Source organism: Protofrankia sp. Cas4 (genome assembly GCF_963555915.1).
Lineage (GTDB): Bacteria > Actinomycetota > Actinomycetes > Frankiales > Frankiaceae > Protofrankia.
In genome coordinates, this window is record NZ_CAUVXL010000012.1 from 1 (window position 1) to 16420 (window position 16420).

The window sequence follows — 16420 nt, forward strand, 5'->3', positions numbered from 1 at the left end:
ACACCCAACGCGCCCTGGTGCGGATGCTGCGCGAGGCCGGCGCCACCGAGGTACATGTGCGGATCTCCTCGCCGCCGGTGCGCTGGCCGTGCTTCTACGGCATCGACTTCGCCACCCGCTCCGAACTGATCGCGCACAACGCCCACGTCGATGAGATCCGCGAGTCGCTGGGAGCCGACTCCCTGGCCTACGTGTCACTGGCCGGCCTGGTCGCGGCGTCCCGCCAGCCGGTGACGCAGCTGTGCCGAGCCTGTTTCGACGGGGTGTACCCGGTGCCGTTGCCGCATGCCGACCACCTCGGCAAGTACCTGCTGGAAGACGCCGCGGACGGTGACCGTGCCGGCCACGACCCCGCGCTCGTGGGCGGCGCGGGCATGGACGGCGCGGGCATGGACGGCGCCAGCCCGGTGGCACGGCGACGGTGAGCGCGCCGCCGCCTGATCAGCCTGTGACGAACGTGTCCTACCGGGACGCGGGCGTGGATATCGACGCCGGTGACCGCGCCGTGGCGCTCATGCGCGCGCATGTCGCGCGGGCCACCCGCCCGGAGGTCGTCGGATCGCTCGGGGGCTTCGCCGGGCTGTTCGCGCTCGACGTCACCCGCTACCGGCGTCCCCTGCTCGCCTCGTCGACCGACGGTGTGGGCACGAAGATTGCTGTCGCGCGGGCCGTCGGCCGGCATGACACCATCGGTGTCGACCTGGTTGCGATGGTCGTGGACGACCTGGTGGTCTGCGGCGCCGAACCGCTTTTCCTGCTCGACTACATCGCCTGCGGAGTCGTTGTTCCCGAGCGTATCGCCACAATCGTCGCGGGGATCGCGCTCGGCTGCCAACAGGCCGGCGCCGCCCTTGTCGGCGGTGAGACCGCTGAGCATCCCGGGCTCATGGGCCCCGACGACTACGATCTCGCGGCCACCGGTGTCGGTGTGGTGGAGACGGACGCGCTCCTTGGCCCGCAGCGGGTGCGACCGGGGGACGCGGTGGTGGCGATGGCCTCCGCCGGTCTGCATTCCAACGGCTACTCCCTGGTGCGTCATGTGCTGCTCGGCCCGGTCGACCCCGACGGCCCGGGCGGGGTCTCGCCCACGGGTCTCGCCGCCTTGGCCCGTCATGAGGACAGCCTGGGGACCACTCTCGGTGATGCCCTGCTCGTCCCCACCCGGATCTACGCCCGTGACTGCCTGGCGCTGGCCGCGGCCGTGGACGTCCACGCGTTCGCGCACATCACCGGTGGTGGGCTCGCGGCCAATCTGGCCCGGGTGATCCCCGCCGAATTGATCGCCCGGCTGGACCGGTCCACCTGGACCCCGCCACCCGTGTTCAGCCTGCTCGCCGAGCGTGGTGGTGTTCCAGCGGTAGAGATGGAACGGACGTTCAACCTCGGGGTGGGGATGGTCGCGGTGCTGCCTGCGCAGGACGCCTGCGCCGCCCTCGACCTGCTCGCCGCGCGCGGGATACCAGCGTGGATCATCGGCGAGGTCGTCCGTAGCGATGCCGACGGCCCCGCGAACAGCCCGGCTGACGGCGTCGGCGATGCGGATGATGATCGTGATCGCGTTGGTCAGCCGGCGGTGATGGTCGGCGAACATCCACGTTAGAGCGACCGTCCGCGACCGAGATGTGGGTCGACCATGCCAGCACGTCGTGGCCTGGTGGCCTGGTGGCCTGAGGCATGTGGCGGTTCTCGCCCATGGATGCGGCACCGGATCCCGCGAACGCCGGCACAGGACGCCCGCGCAGCCACCGCTGCGGCCTGCGTGGGCCTAGCCGCATGGGCTCCTTGGGCCGCCGCCAACGCGATAAAGATCACCATCGCGTTGCCCTCGGTCACATGGGAGCCCGGGATCCGGAGACCCGCAACCATGCTTGTGTCACTTACCGCCGACCGGTGTCCTCGTCCTCGTCGGCGTAGTCGTACTCGTAGGAATCATCCGACGAGTGCTGATCGTCCGCGGTGTCTTCTCGCGCGCTACCGGCACCCAGATCGGCTTTTAGGCGATCAAGGTCCATGTTGGGCGAGTTGTACTTGAGCTCGCGGGCGACTTTCGTCTGCTTGGCCTTTGCTCGGCCGCGCCCCATGGCTCGACCCCCTCGAACATGACGACGGGGACCCGCCCCGGTGCTCTCATTATCTCGTGCCTCCCGAGACTACAGGGATCGCGGGCTCATGGGCACGCCAACCCGACAGTTGTCGGGCCGCACGACGATTGCGATGAACGACGTGTGACGTGGATCACTGATCGACATCCCAAGGTGGTTGCTTAGAGTCATGGGATGAGGATCCTACGCAGTTGTCCGATCCCGGTCATCCGGCGCTCCGCGAGCTGGGTGGCGGCCACGGTGGAGGTCACCCCGGCCTGCTCGGCATGGCCGAGAACGTCCAGCGTTGACGCGAAGATACGGCTGACCCCGGCCTGCGCCCGCTCGTGCGAGTAGCCCTCGACCTCGTCGGCCACCTGGATCAGACCGCCGGCGTTGACCACGAAGTCGGGTGCGTAGAGGACGCCCGCGGCGGCCAACCGTTCGTCCACGCCGGCATCGGCGAGCTGGTTGTTAGCTCCGCCACAGACGACCCGCGCGTACAGGGCGCTCGCCACCTCCGCGGTGAGCGCTCCGCCCAGCGCGCACGGCGAGTACACGTCGACGTCGGCGGTGATCAGCGCGTCGGGATCGGTCCGCAGCTCGGCGTCGGGATACTGCGCGTGGACCCGATCGAGCGCGGCCTGGTCGACGTCCGCGGCGACCACGGCGGCGCCGTCGGCGAGCAGCCGGCCGACCAGACGCCGGCCGACCTTCCCGAGTCCGGCCACGGCAACACGGCGACCGACAAGCGACGGCGTGCCCCACAGGTACTCGGCGCAGGCACGCATGCCCTCGAACACGCCGTAGGCGGTCAGGACGCCGGAATCGCCGGAGCCACCCTGCGCAGGCGACCGTCCGGTGACCCATCGGGACTCGCGAGCGACCACGTCCATGTCCTCGACGTAGGTTCCGACGTCACAAGCGGTGATGTAACGGCCCCCGAGCGAGGCGACAAAGCGTCCGTATGCGCGCAGCAGCAGCTCGGACTTGTCCCGGCTCGGATCACCGATGATCACAGCTTTGCCGCCGCCGAAGTCGAGGCCGGCGCAGGCGGCCTTGTAAGCCATTGCCCTGGACAGCGCCAGGGCGTCGAGCAGCGCCGCGTCCTCGTCGACGTAGGGGTGGAACCTGGTCCCGCCGAGGGCCGGGCCGAGTGCCGTGGAGTAGATCGCGATGATCGCACGCAGTCCACTGGCGGCGTCCACACAGAACACCACCTGTTCGTGCTGCGCACCGACGGTGAAGACGGACGGCACCGTGAGGGCTCCCTTCGCCGGGTACGTGGTCTGGCCGGTACGTGGTCTGGCCGGAACGTGGTCTGCCGGGAACGCGGGCGGAAGCATGGGTCAGACACTGTTTCGACGGGCGCGACCGGTGCCCGCAACCTATCCAGTCGCGGTACCGGTACGAGTGAAGATCGATAATGCAGGCCGCTCACGTGCCGCTCACGTGCCGCTCAGATGCCGCTGACGGGCCCGCGACAACCCACTGAGGCTGCGGGCATGCCAGGATCTGTCTGTGGCTCCTGTGGTCAGTCCAGCGGCCTATCTGCGGGTGTACGAGCCGCTGGCGGCGTTCCCGCAGGCCGATCGGCTTCGTTGGGAGCGGTATGCCGCCAAGGGCCGTGTTCCCAGCCGCCGTGCCGGCGCCCGCCAGGAGCGGGTCGTGGCCCTCGTCGCAACCATCCGGCCGTCGCTGGACGTCGCCGACGAGTCGGCCTTCATCCAGGTGGCGGACGGGCTGATGTTCGTCTGCCCCTGGTACACCCAGCTGCGGGTGTGGCAGGCGGCGATGGAGTTTCGCGGTGGATTGCCGGATCGGGTGGCGGAGGCGTTCATCCCGCGACGGCTCGCAGACCCGGCCGAGACCGAGCTCGACCGTTGGCGGACCCGCCGCCCGGATCTCAAGGTCTACGTCCAGACCTGCACCTGGATGGTGCCGCCACCGTGGTTCGTCCTGTTCGATCCCTCGGAGCGCCTGTTGGTCACCGGTGACAGCGCCGACCGGTCGCTGTCCTACCGGACGTCGCTGAGCCTTGCCCAGCGGCGGGTCGGACAGGCGCTGGAGGCATTGGAGATGCTGCGTCGCGTCGCTCCGGACTCACCGGGCGTCGACGGTCTGGCCGAGATCAGACAGTGGCTGGCGGACTTCCACCCACACAGCCGGATCGAACTCGACTACGGCGGACTCGTGGATCTGCTCGATGACGACGCTCTGCGTGACGACACGTCGGTCGAAGACCTTGATGAGGCCCTCAGCGCATTACGCCTAGGGCGAACAGATGTGGCGGTCGTGGCCTATGAACGGGTCCTGAACCGGTGGAGACCGGTTCAGGCACGGGAGTCGGCAAGCTGATGGTTTGCAACCACTAACTGAGCGTGGTTGCTCGCTTCGGACGTCGTGTGACTAGTCAGCAGATGGTCCTGACGTGCCATGTCCGAAATGCCCCCGAAGGATGCACGATCTGTATGGGACGGAGCAACGCTCTGTGACGGGAGGCCAACACAATGACGACGAGAACACCGGACGCTGAGCCGCTGCTGACGCCCGCCGAAGTGGCAACCATGTTCCGAGTTGACCCGAAGACCGTGACCAGGTGGGCCAAGGCGGGCAAGCTCACTTCGATACGCACCCTTGGCGGCCACCGCCGCTATCGGGAGGCGGAGGTCCGCGCGCTCCTCAAGGGGGTCCCATCCGTGGGAAGCGAGGTATAGCTCCACGCCGGTGCGATCGGATGCATCGGATTCTCCTTGCCCTGCCGTTTTGGTCGATAAGTTCTGGAATTCACGAGTTGTTGGTTTTTCGGGGATCTCCGGCTACTTGAGATGTGATCAGGCTAGGACCGAGGGGGATGTCGGTACGGCGGTTGTCTCAAGTGTGGGCAACAGTTGTTCTTCCGATGTGTCAAGGCCGCTGACGGTGGGGGCGCCCTGGTACGTCCAGGCGTCTTTAGGATCTTCGACTGGAAGGCGAGGCGGTCTGCCAGTCGAAGATCTCCACCACCGCAGGGCTGCAGAACGTGCCCTCTTGTCCCTGGGATGATCAGCGTTTCCGCGCTGCTCGCGCCGTGACACGACCCCGTCGGTAGGTCCGGGAGGTTCCCCGAAACCGGGATGGCGCCTTCCGGACCGTTGTCGTTCCGGGACGAGATCCGCGCTGGCTCGTGCGGGCCGGCGCTCCTTGATCCACGCCCCTGTTGCCGGGCGCTCTAACAGCCGGTTGGACCCATCGGGGGCGTGCGATCATGAATCTGGTCGCACGCCCCCGACTCCGAAATTTTTCAGGCGTGGTCGCGGATTTCTGTTCTGCCTGCCGCCCGGGCGCAGTGGGCACAGCAGAAGAACTGTCCGTTGCTCTGGGCACCATGCCCGGAGATCTTCACTCCGCAGTGGTCACAGATCGGTGCCATCGAATGGATCGCGCATTCGAAACTGTCGAACGTGTGTACTGAGCCCTGGGCGTGAACCTCGAAGCTCATGTCGTAGTCATTGCCGCAAACCTCGCAGTGACCCATGGTGGCCTCCCGTTGTCGTCGTCGTCGTCTCGACGCCTTCATCCCCGCTGGTGCGTGGGTCCATAGGGAGACTGCTGTACTCGGGGTCGGATCTGCGGCCAGGACGCGCCGGCACCGTCGTGCTCCGGCCCGGCCTGCGTGTCAGCCACCTGTGCCTCGGCAACAAAAAGCACGAAGGCTGCCACGAGGTCGGTTCCACCCGAGATCCACAGATCTTGCTGATTGCGAGATCGTTTTCGCAGGCCGCGCGTGGGGAAGCCGGATGCCCGACCGGGGCGGTGCCCTCACCCCGCGCGACCGGTTCGCAACGACCGACCCGACCCCGACCTCACCCGCATTTTCCCGTTCGTCGAACATTCGTGATATCAAGCGTTTTGTCTCATAGCCAGAGAAGATGTTCATCGAGAAGGAGGTCGGGCAAGTGCCCAAGGGGATTCTCTACGTCGAATCACGACCGAGCTCGCCGGAACAGGCGACCGAGTACCACAAGTGGTACAACGAGGGCCATCTGCAGGAGATTTTGGCGATCGACGGGTTCGTGTCGGCCCGCAGGTTCGAGTCACTCGGCGAGGACGGCCCGTTCATCGCGATCTACGAGATAGATGCCGACGATATCGAGGCTGTGCAGGCGACGCTCGGCGCAGCTATCAGCGCCGGCACGATGTCGACCCCGGTCGGGCTCCAGCTCGACCCGCCCCCCGTGTTCCGGTTCTGCCGGGAGATCACTGCACCCGAGTCCTGATCCGGTCGTTTCCGAGCCGACGAACCTGGTGCCGGAGCCGACCGAACCGCGGCAGCGGGCTCCGGCACCAGATCGTCCCCGGCAGTAGGGGTCATCAGTAAGGGTCATCAGTAGGGGAGTCCGCCCCGCGCGATGAGCTGCCCGGCGATGACGTTGCGCTGGATCTCGTTGGTGCCCTCGCCGACGATCATCAGCGGTGCGTCCCGGAAGTAGCGCTCGACGTCGAACTCCGTCGAGTAGCTGGCAGTCCACGAAGGACAGCTCGCAGCTCTCCACACCTTTGTAGCCGAGCTTGGGCAGGTCCTTGGAGACGGTGAACCCGGGCACCTTCTCCACCAGCAGGATGCTGATACCGCGATGCACGGGCGTCGCGTCCGGGTCGGTCTTGCACAACAGCGCCAGCAGTCCGGCGCGACGTGCGTTGGTGATCCAGGTCTTGGCCCCGTTGATCAGGTATCCGTCACCGGCGGGGCGGGCGGTGGTGCGCATCGCCTGCAGATCCGAACCCCCGCCCGGCTCGGTCAGGGCCATCGCCGCACGGAGCTCGCCGGTGGCCATCCGGGGCAGGTAATGCTGCTTCTGCTCCTTGGTGCCGTACTCCAGCAACAGCTTCGACACGACGGTGTGCCCGCCCATGGCGCCGGCGAGGCTCATCCAGCCCCGTGCCAGTTCCTCGGTGACCAGTGCGTAGCAGACGGTCGAGACATTCACGGCGCCGTAGGGTTCCGGGATGGCCAGGCCGAAGATGCCGATCCGCTTCATCTGCTCGATCAGCATTTCCGGATAGGTGTTCTCGTGTTCAAGCGCACGGGCCACCGGGCGGACCTGGTGGTCCACGAAGTCACGGACAGTGTCGACGACGGCCTGCTCGTCGGGGTCGAGATCGGGCATGATCTGAGCCTCTTGTTTCAGCCGACTACCTCCAGGTACACGCTAGCGCGCTGGTGCACGTGGGATCTCTACGCGTCCGGACTCAGAGAGGAAGGCCGTCTGTGGGCCGAGCCCCTGAATCGGCAGCTGTTGCAGGCATGTGACGGCAGCTGACCCCCGGATCTGCTGGCGTTCGGTCGGCTGAAGTGGTCCCGTCTCGTCGCCAAACTCGTTGGCTCAGGCGGCTATTAGATTCTTCAACATTGCTCGTCGGGTGGAGGGTGCGTCGCGCAGGATTTGTCGGGCGTGGAGAAGTGCCCCTATCTCGGCGGCAGCGGTGGCGACCTCGGCGGCCGCAGGGTCTACCTGTCCGAGTCTGGCGTTCGACAGCCAAGCCGACACTTGTGCCCAGGAATACAGCTTGATCCGGCTGCCGCGGTGAATCATTGGGACTGGGAAGCCGCCTGGTCCGCGTTCACCGGTGATCCAGTGCCCTACCGCGGGGCCGGACCGGCTGGTTTTTTCGGCAATGTCCTCGCCGGTTACCAGATCCTCCATGACGCCGGTCACCGTCAGCCCTGACTGTTCACTGTCGATAATCGCGGAGAGGATTGCTTCGGTCGCGTTGCGGGCTTCGCGAGAGAACAGGATAGTGCCGCCCCGCTCGTCCCCGGCGATCCTCCGTGCCGCGGCCTCGTCTTTTGTCCGAAGCATCATTCTCTGTACCATTCGGTGCCCCTTTCCGACCTACCCGATCAAGGTAGATCGATCCTGGTCCACCTCCGGCTTACACAGTCGCCATGACACGCCCCGACAGATCGCCGGGACGACGTCAGCACGGGACTCTGAAGGGGCACCCGGAGCCCCGGAAGAACCCGTAGGGGCCAAAAGGGCCCCGGACGAACCACCCGGTCACGACTACCCGATCGTGGCCCACCCAATCGTCCGGGTGCACCGCGAGACCGGCGTGAAGATCCTTTGGGTGAACGTCACTCAACGTCTCTCGATCATCGGGCTGGACCGGGCCGAGAGCAGGGAACTGCTCACACTCGTCATCGACCAGTACCGGAAGCCGGAAAATCAGGTCCGGTTTTCCTGGCGCCCCGGGTCGATTGCATTCTGGGACAACCGAGCCGCGGTCCACTACGCCGTGCGCAACTACGCCGACTCCCCCCGGCTACTGGAGCTGATCATGATCGCCGACGAGCCGTTGTACGCTGATCTCTGACGCGCAGTCGCGCGTTCTGCAGTCGCTCGTCGACGGCTGCGGCTGGCACGGCCATCCGGCGTTTCGCCGCACCCAGGTCGACGCCATCCCGCAGGTACTGCTGCCGGGTCAGGTCGTCCGTTCGAACCCGATACCGAAGGCCGTGATCAGCTCGGGATCGCGGTCCGAGGCGACGGGGCATTCGAATCAACTGGCCGTGGGTCACAGAGCGGCGACGAACTCCTCGATGACCAGGCTGACAGCCTCGTAGAGATCAGCCACGGCGTCCTCGGGGGTGTTACCGAACCCATGTGCGCCACCGCTGGGGAACGACGCATGGGCCGCCCAGGTGCCGTCCTTATCCTGCTCCAGCCCGTAGGGGATCTGGACCATCCGCTTCATGGCGCTGACTGTCCGCCGCAAGCCGCAGGGTTCGCAGTAGCCGCGATCACGGCACTGGATCCCGCCCGGCGAGGGCGGGATCGCCGCCGAGAGTGGCGAACGGTTCCAGCGTCCCCCCGCTGCCGGGGGCCGTCGGAACGGCGTGCGGTTCGGGCTGGCGCGAGGCTGCACGTCGGTGCGGCGAGTAACAGAAGTTAGCGCGTGGGCAGGGGCGGGGTCGAACCGCCGACCTTCCGCTTTTCAGTGCCACGGTGGCGTGTACGCGGGCCTTCATGGCGGTTCGCGGCGCTGGCGGGGCGATGCCGCACTCTGGTCGTGACCGGCGCTGAACGACCCTGAACGAAACCAAGACTGAGACCATCGCCTTGCCGCTCGCCCGTCCCTGGCCGGCCGGCTAGTGCTCGACCTCCGCGCCACGGCGGCCCAGCGCCTGAGGCCAGGGTCCACCCGGAGCACCGCGCGGCAAGCGACCTCGGTATTCGCTACCTGCGCCCAGATGCGTCAGCTTCGAAATGTCGTGCCTGCGGGCTCTTGTCTAGATCACCATGCGCGATATGCTGCCATCTGGGTGCAGCTGAGTACACTGCGCGGCGGCACGTTTCTTGATCGGGGGACCTGAAGAGTGTATGAATGGCCAGTGCCAATGCCCGAGGGATGCCCGCCAGCAGACGCGGTGCCTGCCAGAGGTACGGTATTCCGACTCGTGAGTACGAGCACTCCGACCGAGAAGGATTTCCGCTCGCATATTCAGCGTTGGCCTGATCGTACATATGAGAAGCCGTGCCTGGCTGCCGGAATCTCGGTCCTCACCAACCCAGACGAAATCGAGACTTTTAAGGCACTCGTTCCTGGAATGCGCAAGAAGCAAGTATCCCGGGGCATTATTGATGGTGCGGGCCTCATGAAATTCACGCCATCGACGGTGTCTTCTCATCTCACTTGGTGGCGCCCAATCAATGATAGTGCTTGGACCACATTTAAAGTACTAGCGGGAGCCACGTCATGAGCGGTTGGCTACCAGACGGCACTAACCTAGGACCATTGAATCTCGTAGAGACTTTTGTCTTCTTCGACTCTCCACGCCTATTCTCTTGTATTTCTGCGACGGGGCAGAACTACATCGGCGTCTGGGTCGACGAATCCGACGAAAGAGAAATCTACCTTCTTCTTCCGGTGTCTCCTGAGCGTTTGAAAACGATCCGCTCAGGAATTATATCTTTGAGGGTGGCGATCGAAAACTCGGAGAGCGGTGGAGTTTATTTGGTCCCCCTTTTCGGCGAGGACGTCCCTTTCGCGCAGTGGGAGAGTTTGGGCGAAATTCCTGAAAGTTTTCTCCCGGATGTAGCATCGTATCTTCATCTTGAAACCGTCACTTTGCCGCCAGCGGACGAAACCAGAGAATTCAGGGATCGCGCAGTGCAGCAACATAGATCTTTGCTGCGACTCGCGTTTGGTCTCGACACTACGCGCAACGAGGCTCCGACTCGGATAGTTGGTCAGACTCTTGTCGGTGTACAAGAATTGATCGACGCAATTGGTCAGGTCCAAGTTGGCGAGCCCACTACCCGAGGCGTGATACCGGAAGAAATCTTGTTGGGTACTGACAGTATGCTGGTCGGTGCGTTCGCAGGTTCATTTGTTCTTGAGCTGGCAGGCGTTTCCCAGCTCGACCTTTTTGAAAGTTCTCTATTCTCGCGCAGCGCCGATACACTGATCGGGCTTATGCGTGATGCCGGCGACCGTAGGGCACTCGGTAGCCAATTGCTCGCCTTGAAAGGGCGGGTTCCGACCAAACTCAGGTCATTTATCGAAGACGTGGCGGCGGCGAAGGGAGGCCTAACTATTTCGCATGCGACGCCTAACCGAGTCCTCAACGAGGCGTCTCTGAGCGTGAGCCAGATTAGAGATCTCTCCGAATGGCTGAGTGAACTGGAAATAGCAGATACGGTACGACATACCCTGAATGCGCAACTAATTGGAATCAATGTTCGGACGCGCATATACGAGCTTCGAGACGAGGATGGTGTCAAATGGACCGGTAGAATCCACGACTCCGCGATGGAAGCCGCCTCGGCAGCGACGGTAAACCGCAGCTACAGAGCCACGATAGAAGAGGTCGCTGAGTCGAGCAGTGCTACCGGCGACGTCCGTACGAGGCGATTCCTCGTTGAGTTGTCGACGCTGTGAGACCGAGGTTCGACCAGGAAACGTTCGTATGGCCAAAATTTAGTCGACCGCGCTAGATGTTTCGACCAGGATCGACTCGGCGACGATTCGAAGCAGAGGCAACTCTCGCCGAAGATCGCTGGCATGCCGAAATGGCCTGGCGGGTTCAAACGGTCGTAGCGACGCTCGGCTGGTCGGAGTCGAGGAGCCGGATTGCGCCGACGGAGCGAACCTGCTCCGGTTCCGCGTCGGGGCCGAGTCGAGCCAACGCGGGGACGATCAGCGAGCCGACCCGAATGACCCGCGCCATGACTGACCCCGGAAGTTCGGGTGCTGCCGACGTCCCCCCGCACGCTGTTTCCGCCCTGGCAGGGTATCGATCTTGAGCCATCCCCTGCCGGGATACCCAGCGCATCAGGGCGATCCGACCGGTACCCGGCCCTGGTCGGAGGCCTGGTCCTCGGCGACGACGGCGAGCCCATTCATCGTGTCATCCGAGTCAGGAACCTTGCTATACCTGACGCACACCGTAGACGGAGACCCTGACGCCCGGATCTTTTACGAGGTCTACCGAGACCGAGCGGCGTTCGACGAGCACGAGCGCCAGGACCACGTTCGGGCCTTCCTCTCGGTCCGCGAGGAGTTCCTTTCCGGACCACCGCGGGTTGAGTTCGTGACTGTTGCCGATGGCAAGGGCATGCCGGCCGGTGCGCGATGACAGATCCGTTTCCCACTCTGGGCGAAAGATTCGCATTTCATCGCAAACGGCGCGGACTTTCCCAAGTGGAATTGGGCCGACTGATCGGCCGGTCGGAGAGCTGGGTCTCTCAGGTCGAGCGGAACACGCGGAAGGTCGACCGGCTGTCGGTCCTCGCCCAGGTGGCCGATGTGCTCGGCGTTCCCGTCTCGGATCTCGCGCCAGACGCGCCGGCTGAGCCTGTCGAGGCTGAGGCCGAGTCGTGGCGGACGCTGCTTCGCCTTGCGCTCACGGGACACCCCGCGTTGCCGCTCCTGTTCTCAGGGACGACTACGGAGGCTTCCCCGGTCGGAGACGCCCAGGGCCGAGTAGACGAGGCTTGGTCGCTGGTCCATGCGTCCCGTTACACGGACGCCGGCCCCGCTCTCGCACCGCTGATCAGCGAACTGGAAACCGCGGTCCGCTCCGCCACGCCCGACCAGCGTCAGGCGGTCGCCAGGGCCCTGGCCGCTGCCTACCAGGCCGTTACGGAACTGTTCGTCAAAGTCGGTGACATCGAGGTGGCGTGGCTTGCCGCGGACCGCGCGCTGTTCGCTGCCGAACACGCCGGGAACCTGGGCCTGGTGGCCGCCGGCCACCATCGCCTAGCGCACACCTTCCTCAGCGCCGGCCGCTTCCAGCAAGCCCGGCACACCGCTACGGTCGCTGCCGATGCGCTCCGCTCTGGCTCGTCAGGGCTGGGAGTCGAGGCGCAGTCAGCCCTTGGCGCACTGTGCCTGGTTCAGTCGATCATCTGCGCCCGCTCTGGTGACCGGCGCGCGGCCTGGCAGGCGATCGGGGAGGCTGAAAAACTCGCCGCGGTCGTTGGCGCAGGTCGGAACGACTTCAATCTGGAGTTCGGTCCGGCGAACGTCGCACTGCACGCGGTCGCGGTCGCCGTGGAGCTGGGCGACGCTGGCGATGCCCTCGACCGCGCCGGCCGTGTGGACACTGCCGGGCTGTCTGCTGAACGGCGTGGCCGCTTTCTGGTGGACGTGGCGCGCGCCCACGCCCAGCGCCGCGACCGCGGCGACGCCATCGCCGCGCTTCTGGAGGCCGAGCGCATCGCGCCCGAGCAGATCCGAGACCACCCAAAAGTCCGCGTCCTGGTCCGGGACCTACTCCAAGACCCCGGATGGCGCTCTGACCAGGACCTACGTGCCTTGGCGGACCGATGCGGGGTTGCCGCATAAGAGACCAGCACGGAAAGTACTAGATAGCATTTGTAGTACTACTAGTACTTAAAGTGAGGGTTGACGGCGCCGCCGGCCGGGGTCCTTGATCCGACCTGCTTGGAGGTCAGACCCGGGATGAAGCATGCCCTCAACCGGACCTTCGCGGCCGTCAACTCCGTGAACGGGTCCGTGTCCGTCGATCAGGCGGACGCATCTCAGGCCGGCGTCGGACCGCGCCGACTGCACAAAGCCCGCCAAGATCTTTGGCGGGCTTTACTCTGCCTGGTACTGATGGTGGGCAGGGGCGGGGTCGAACCGCCGACCTTCCGCTTTTCAGGCGCGGCGCGTGGTCCCGTAGTGGTCCCTGGTCGTCCGTCGTGCCTGCTCAGGCAGCCTCGCCGTGACATCTGGACCCGTGCAGGGTTCGTGGCGTGGATTATGTCGTCGACCTCGATCATGCGGCTGATGAGATCGCTAGGCGTCGGCCTGGCTGGGAACTCGCTGGCCTGAGCGTGGAGGCTGTGACCTGGCGGGACTATGCCGCGCCGTGGCCTCAGAAGTTGGAGCGGGACCGGAACCTGGTCACCGATCCGGACTCGATCGGGGTGGGGATCTCCGGCCCGGGCGGCGCCCGGCTCTTCATTGTTCTGTTCCGAGGAGGATGGGCAGACGTGGACGCGGTGACACGCGAGTGGGATGCAGTGATCGTCAATGGACCCCGGATTCGGTCGCCACGTGATTTCGGTCTACTGCTCGACCAGTACGTCGTGCGGATCTTTGATGTTCAGTCCGTATGAGAACCGAGACGGCGGCCACGAGGACACGGTAATTGACCGGCCACGGTAGCGACCGTGCTCCCGATTACAAGAGCAGGGCAGACGGTCTGCTGATGTTCGTGGACGTCCGTGACCTGCGCCGGGCGTCCGCGGACGTCCGCTGGTGTTGCTGTCAGCGGTTGCTGTCGGACCCGAGACCGGATATGTCCGGTCGGCAGCGCCGCGATGGCTCTGCTGTTCGGCGTTGAGCCAGGCGCGTTGGATGGGTTGTGGCGGTGTGCGACTATGTGCCGACGTTTCCACTAAATGGGGGTGGCTGGGGATGCCGGATGAGCCGTGGGTGGGTCTGGCGGAGGCTGTGGGTGCGTTGCGGGGGGAGTTGGAGGCGGCGGCGGACGCTGCGGGGGATCATCCGCGGTTCCGGTTCGAGGTGGAGCCGGTGGAGTTGGAGTTCGCCTTGGAGGTCCGCCGGGATGGCGGCGGTGAGGCGGGTGTGCGGTTCGGGGTGGTGACGCTCGGGGGGAAGGGTGGGGTGTCGGCGGCGTCGACGCACCGCTTGAAGCTGGTGTTGAAACCGGTGGATGGGGCGACGGGCGGTCCGGCGCGGATCCGGGATCGGGAACGCGGCTGACCGGCGCCGAGCGCGGGGGTCGTCGTGGGTGCGGGGGTGCCGGCGGGTCGGGTGGTCGCGGTGCGTGCCCGGTTGTCGGCGGATGAGGTGTCGGTGGGGTCGGGGCTGCTGGTCACCGGTCGGCTGGTGCTGACGGCCGCGCATGTGGTGGCCGAGGCCGACGGCCGGCTGCTGGGTGCGGTGTCGGTGCGACTGTCGGGGTCGGATCGCTGGTGGGACGCGACGCTGGTGTGGTCGGATCCGGCGGCGGCGGTGGACGCGGCCCTGGTGAAGATCTGCGAGAGCGGCTGGGTGCCGCCCGTGCTGCCGGCGGTGCGGTGGGGGCGGTTGACGGGGCAGGCCGGGGATGTGGCGGCGGAGGCGCAGGGCTTTCCGCGGAGTCTGCGCGACGGCGACGAACGGGTCCGTGAGCATGCCACCGGGCATGTGAACCCGGGGGTGGATGAGGGTGCCCGCCGCTACGACCTGATCGTCGGTGAGTTCCCGGCCGAGCCGCCGCCGGGTGAGGCCTCGCCGTGGTCGGGGATGTCGGGGGCGGGGCTGTTCGCCGGCGGGCTGCTGATCGGTGTGCTGATCGTACGGACGGACCGGTTCGCCGAACGGCGGCTGCGCGCGACCCCGGTGCATGTCCTTGCGGCCGATCCCGGATTCTGCCGGCTGGTGGCGTCGACGGTTCGGCTGGCGGTGGAGTCGGTGGAGCTGGCCGGGCTGTTCACACCCGCGATCGAGGAATGGGAGCCGTCGCCGGCGCTGCTGTTGCATCCGGCCCGGGCGGCCGTGGGGTTCTATGGCCGGACCGGTGAGCGGCAGGACTTGGCCGGCTGGTGCGTCGACCCGGCCGCGTCGAAGGTCTGGGTAGTCGTGGGGCCGGGCGGGCAGGGCAAGACCCGGCTGGCGACCCAGGTGTGTGCGGAGCGTGGTGAGGCCGGGTGGGTCGCCGGGCTGGTGGATGCGTACGCCTCCGCCGACCTGATCGGACGGCTGGTTGACACCGCGACCCCGGTGCTCGCGGTGGTGGATTACGCCGACACCCGGCTCGATCAGCTTCGGGTGCTTCTCGGGGTGCTGCGGCAGCGGACCGCCGTCCCGGTACGGCTGCTGTTGCTGGCCCGGTCCGCGGCGACCGACGGCGGCTGGTGGTCGCAGCTGCGGTCGGAGTTCTCTGCGCTGTGCGCCACCGTGGTTCCGCAGTCGCTGGAACCGTTGCAGGACGACGCGGACGGCAGGGATGACGCGGACGGCCGGGCCGGCTCGTTCCACCGGGCCGCCGCCGACCTGGCCCGCGCCTGGGCGGAGATCGACACGACGGCGGACTGGCCGGCGTTGGCCGCCACCCTGCCCACCCCAACTGATCTTTCTGATGGTCGGTACGGCCTGGCGTTGACGTTGCACATGACGGCGCTGACCGGTCTGCTGCAAGCCGGACCGCATCGGGTCGCCGGGACCGGGCCGGGCGGTCGCCGATGTGCTCCTCGACCATGAACAGCGCTATTGGACGGCGACCGCGACCGTGCGTGGCCTGGCCCCGCGCTACCCGGATGTGCTGTTGCGGGAGGCTGTTGCCGCAGCGGCGCTGTGTGGGGCGGTGGACCGGGCGGACGCGGTCGCCGCGATCGGTCGGCTTCCTGATCTGGACGGCCAGCCGGCGTCCGAGCGGTTGGCGTTCGCGGAATGGCTGCGCCATCTCTACCCCGCCCCCGACGGCCGCTACTGGGGGGCGTTGCAACCGGACCGGATTGCTGAGCATCTCATCGGCCAGGTCCTGGCCCCGGCCGCTCCCACCGGACAGCCAGATCTTGCCGCTGCTCTGCTCGCGCCCGCACCGGTACCCCAGCTGCACCAGGGGTTGATCGTGCTGGCGCGGGCGGCCGCGCATCAGGGTCATCTGCCGGGGCTCCTCGCCGCGCTCCTCACCCGCGAACCGATCATCAGGACGGTCGGTCGTTTCACGGTGGACGACCTGACCGCGGTCATCGACGCGTTCCCGACACGATCTGTTGACCTTGCTGCGGCCGTGGCGGCACTCACCGGGCAGGCCGTGGTCCAGCTGCGTACCGCGGTGCAGGACACCGACCGGCCAGGCGCCGACATCTCTCGTCTGCTTGACCTCGCTGCCA

General features: G+C 66.4%; 17 protein-coding genes and 3 pseudogenes. 13 read left to right on the plus strand and 7 right to left on the minus strand.

Annotation, left to right across the window (positions count from 1 at the left end; all coding sequences use genetic code 11):
- Positions 1 to 425, plus strand: a pseudogene (locus U9979_RS01135) (amidophosphoribosyltransferase); the annotation flags it as partial.
- A 23-nt stretch (positions 426 to 448) separates the two neighbouring features.
- On the plus strand, positions 449 to 1600 hold the full coding sequence (gene purM, locus U9979_RS01140) for a phosphoribosylformylglycinamidine cyclo-ligase (protein WP_322777900.1): 1152 nt from the start codon (positions 449 to 451) through the stop codon (positions 1598 to 1600).
- Positions 1601 to 1877: 277 nt separating this feature from the next.
- On the opposite strand, the gene U9979_RS01145 is transcribed toward purM, so the two are convergent.
- Both U9979_RS01145 and U9979_RS01150 read right to left on the minus strand, forming a co-directional pair.
- The gene (locus U9979_RS01145; protein WP_322750294.1) at positions 1878 to 2081 is read right to left on the minus strand and encodes a DUF3073 domain-containing protein; all 204 of its coding nucleotides are present in this window, start codon (positions 2079 to 2081) and stop codon (positions 1878 to 1880) included.
- Positions 2082 to 2269: 188 nt separating this feature from the next.
- Positions 2270 to 3340 (minus strand): Glu/Leu/Phe/Val family dehydrogenase, encoded by a 1071-nt coding sequence (locus U9979_RS01150; RefSeq protein WP_322777901.1) that lies wholly within the window; start codon positions 3338 to 3340, stop codon positions 2270 to 2272.
- Positions 3341 to 3602: 262 nt separating this feature from the next.
- On the opposite strand from U9979_RS01150, the gene U9979_RS01155 reads away from it, so the two are divergent.
- Positions 3603 to 4439, plus strand: coding sequence for a hypothetical protein (locus tag U9979_RS01155; RefSeq protein WP_322750296.1), 837 nt, complete (start codon positions 3603 to 3605; stop codon positions 4437 to 4439).
- Positions 4440 to 4591: 152 nt separating this feature from the next.
- Entirely contained in the window at positions 4592 to 4798 is a 207-nt protein-coding gene (gene bldC, locus U9979_RS01160) for a developmental transcriptional regulator BldC (RefSeq protein ID WP_322750297.1), read from the plus strand.
- A gap of 566 nt (positions 4799 to 5364) precedes the next feature.
- Here the strand turns inward: bldC and U9979_RS01165 are convergent.
- Positions 5365 to 5598, minus strand: a complete 234-nt coding sequence (locus tag U9979_RS01165; protein WP_322777902.1) for a hypothetical protein — start codon at positions 5596 to 5598, stop codon at positions 5365 to 5367.
- A 421-nt stretch (positions 5599 to 6019) separates the two neighbouring features.
- Here U9979_RS01165 and U9979_RS25000 point away from each other — a divergent pair, with 421 nt between their 5' ends.
- Positions 6020 to 6340 carry a hypothetical protein gene (locus U9979_RS25000; RefSeq protein WP_416219158.1) on the plus strand — a complete coding sequence of 107 codons (321 nt, stop codon included), beginning with the start codon at positions 6020 to 6022 and terminating at the stop codon, positions 6338 to 6340.
- 107 nt (positions 6341 to 6447) lie between these two features.
- Here the strand turns inward: U9979_RS25000 and U9979_RS01180 are convergent.
- Positions 6448 to 7231: pseudogene (locus U9979_RS01180) on the minus strand (acyl-CoA dehydrogenase family protein).
- Between the two features lie 216 nt (positions 7232 to 7447).
- Positions 7448 to 7927, minus strand: a complete 480-nt coding sequence (locus tag U9979_RS01185) for a hypothetical protein (RefSeq protein ID WP_322777910.1) — start codon at positions 7925 to 7927, stop codon at positions 7448 to 7450.
- Here U9979_RS01185 and U9979_RS01190 point away from each other — a divergent pair.
- A complete protein-coding gene (locus U9979_RS01190) occupies positions 7863 to 8438 on the plus strand; it encodes a TauD/TfdA family dioxygenase (protein ID WP_322777903.1) in 576 nt (191 codons plus the stop codon). The genes U9979_RS01185 and U9979_RS01190 overlap by 65 nt on opposite strands.
- Positions 8439 to 8639: 201 nt before the next feature.
- Here the strand turns inward: U9979_RS01190 and U9979_RS01195 are convergent, their stop codons facing one another.
- Positions 8640 to 8819 carry a type II toxin-antitoxin system HicB family antitoxin gene (locus U9979_RS01195; protein ID WP_322750302.1) on the minus strand — a complete coding sequence of 60 codons (180 nt, stop codon included), beginning with the start codon at positions 8817 to 8819 and terminating at the stop codon, positions 8640 to 8642.
- A gap of 1002 nt (positions 8820 to 9821) precedes the next feature.
- Between U9979_RS01195 and U9979_RS01200 the strand changes: the two genes are divergently transcribed.
- Complete coding sequence (locus tag U9979_RS01200; RefSeq protein WP_322777904.1) at positions 9822 to 11006, plus strand: DUF6575 domain-containing protein; 1185 nt, start codon at positions 9822 to 9824, stop codon at positions 11004 to 11006.
- Positions 11007 to 11151: 145 nt separating this feature from the next.
- On the opposite strand, the gene U9979_RS01205 is transcribed toward U9979_RS01200, so the two are convergent.
- Positions 11152 to 11295 (minus strand): hypothetical protein, encoded by a 144-nt coding sequence (locus U9979_RS01205; RefSeq protein ID WP_322777905.1) that lies wholly within the window; start codon positions 11293 to 11295, stop codon positions 11152 to 11154.
- Between the two features lie 177 nt (positions 11296 to 11472).
- Between U9979_RS01205 and U9979_RS01210 the strand changes: the two genes are divergently transcribed.
- The 6 genes and pseudogenes from U9979_RS01210 to U9979_RS01235 form a co-directional block, all read left to right on the plus strand.
- Positions 11473 to 11703 (plus strand): putative quinol monooxygenase, encoded by a 231-nt coding sequence (locus U9979_RS01210; protein ID WP_322777906.1) that lies wholly within the window; start codon positions 11473 to 11475, stop codon positions 11701 to 11703.
- The gene (locus U9979_RS01215; protein WP_322777907.1) at positions 11700 to 12914 is read left to right on the plus strand and encodes a helix-turn-helix transcriptional regulator; all 1215 of its coding nucleotides are present in this window, start codon (positions 11700 to 11702) and stop codon (positions 12912 to 12914) included. Before U9979_RS01210 ends, U9979_RS01215 begins: the two co-directional genes overlap by 4 nt.
- 413 nt (positions 12915 to 13327) lie before the next feature.
- Positions 13328 to 13693 (plus strand): hypothetical protein, encoded by a 366-nt coding sequence (locus U9979_RS01220; RefSeq protein ID WP_322777908.1) that lies wholly within the window; start codon positions 13328 to 13330, stop codon positions 13691 to 13693.
- A 301-nt stretch (positions 13694 to 13994) separates the two neighbouring features.
- Entirely contained in the window at positions 13995 to 14303 is a 309-nt protein-coding gene (locus U9979_RS01225) for a trypco2 family protein (RefSeq protein ID WP_322754313.1), read from the plus strand.
- A gap of 24 nt (positions 14304 to 14327) precedes the next feature.
- A complete protein-coding gene (locus U9979_RS01230; protein WP_322777909.1) occupies positions 14328 to 15785 on the plus strand; it encodes a serine protease in 1458 nt (485 codons plus the stop codon).
- A pseudogene (locus tag U9979_RS01235) lies at positions 15769 to 16420 on the plus strand (hypothetical protein); the annotation flags it as partial. The gene U9979_RS01230 and the pseudogene U9979_RS01235, both read left to right, overlap by 17 nt.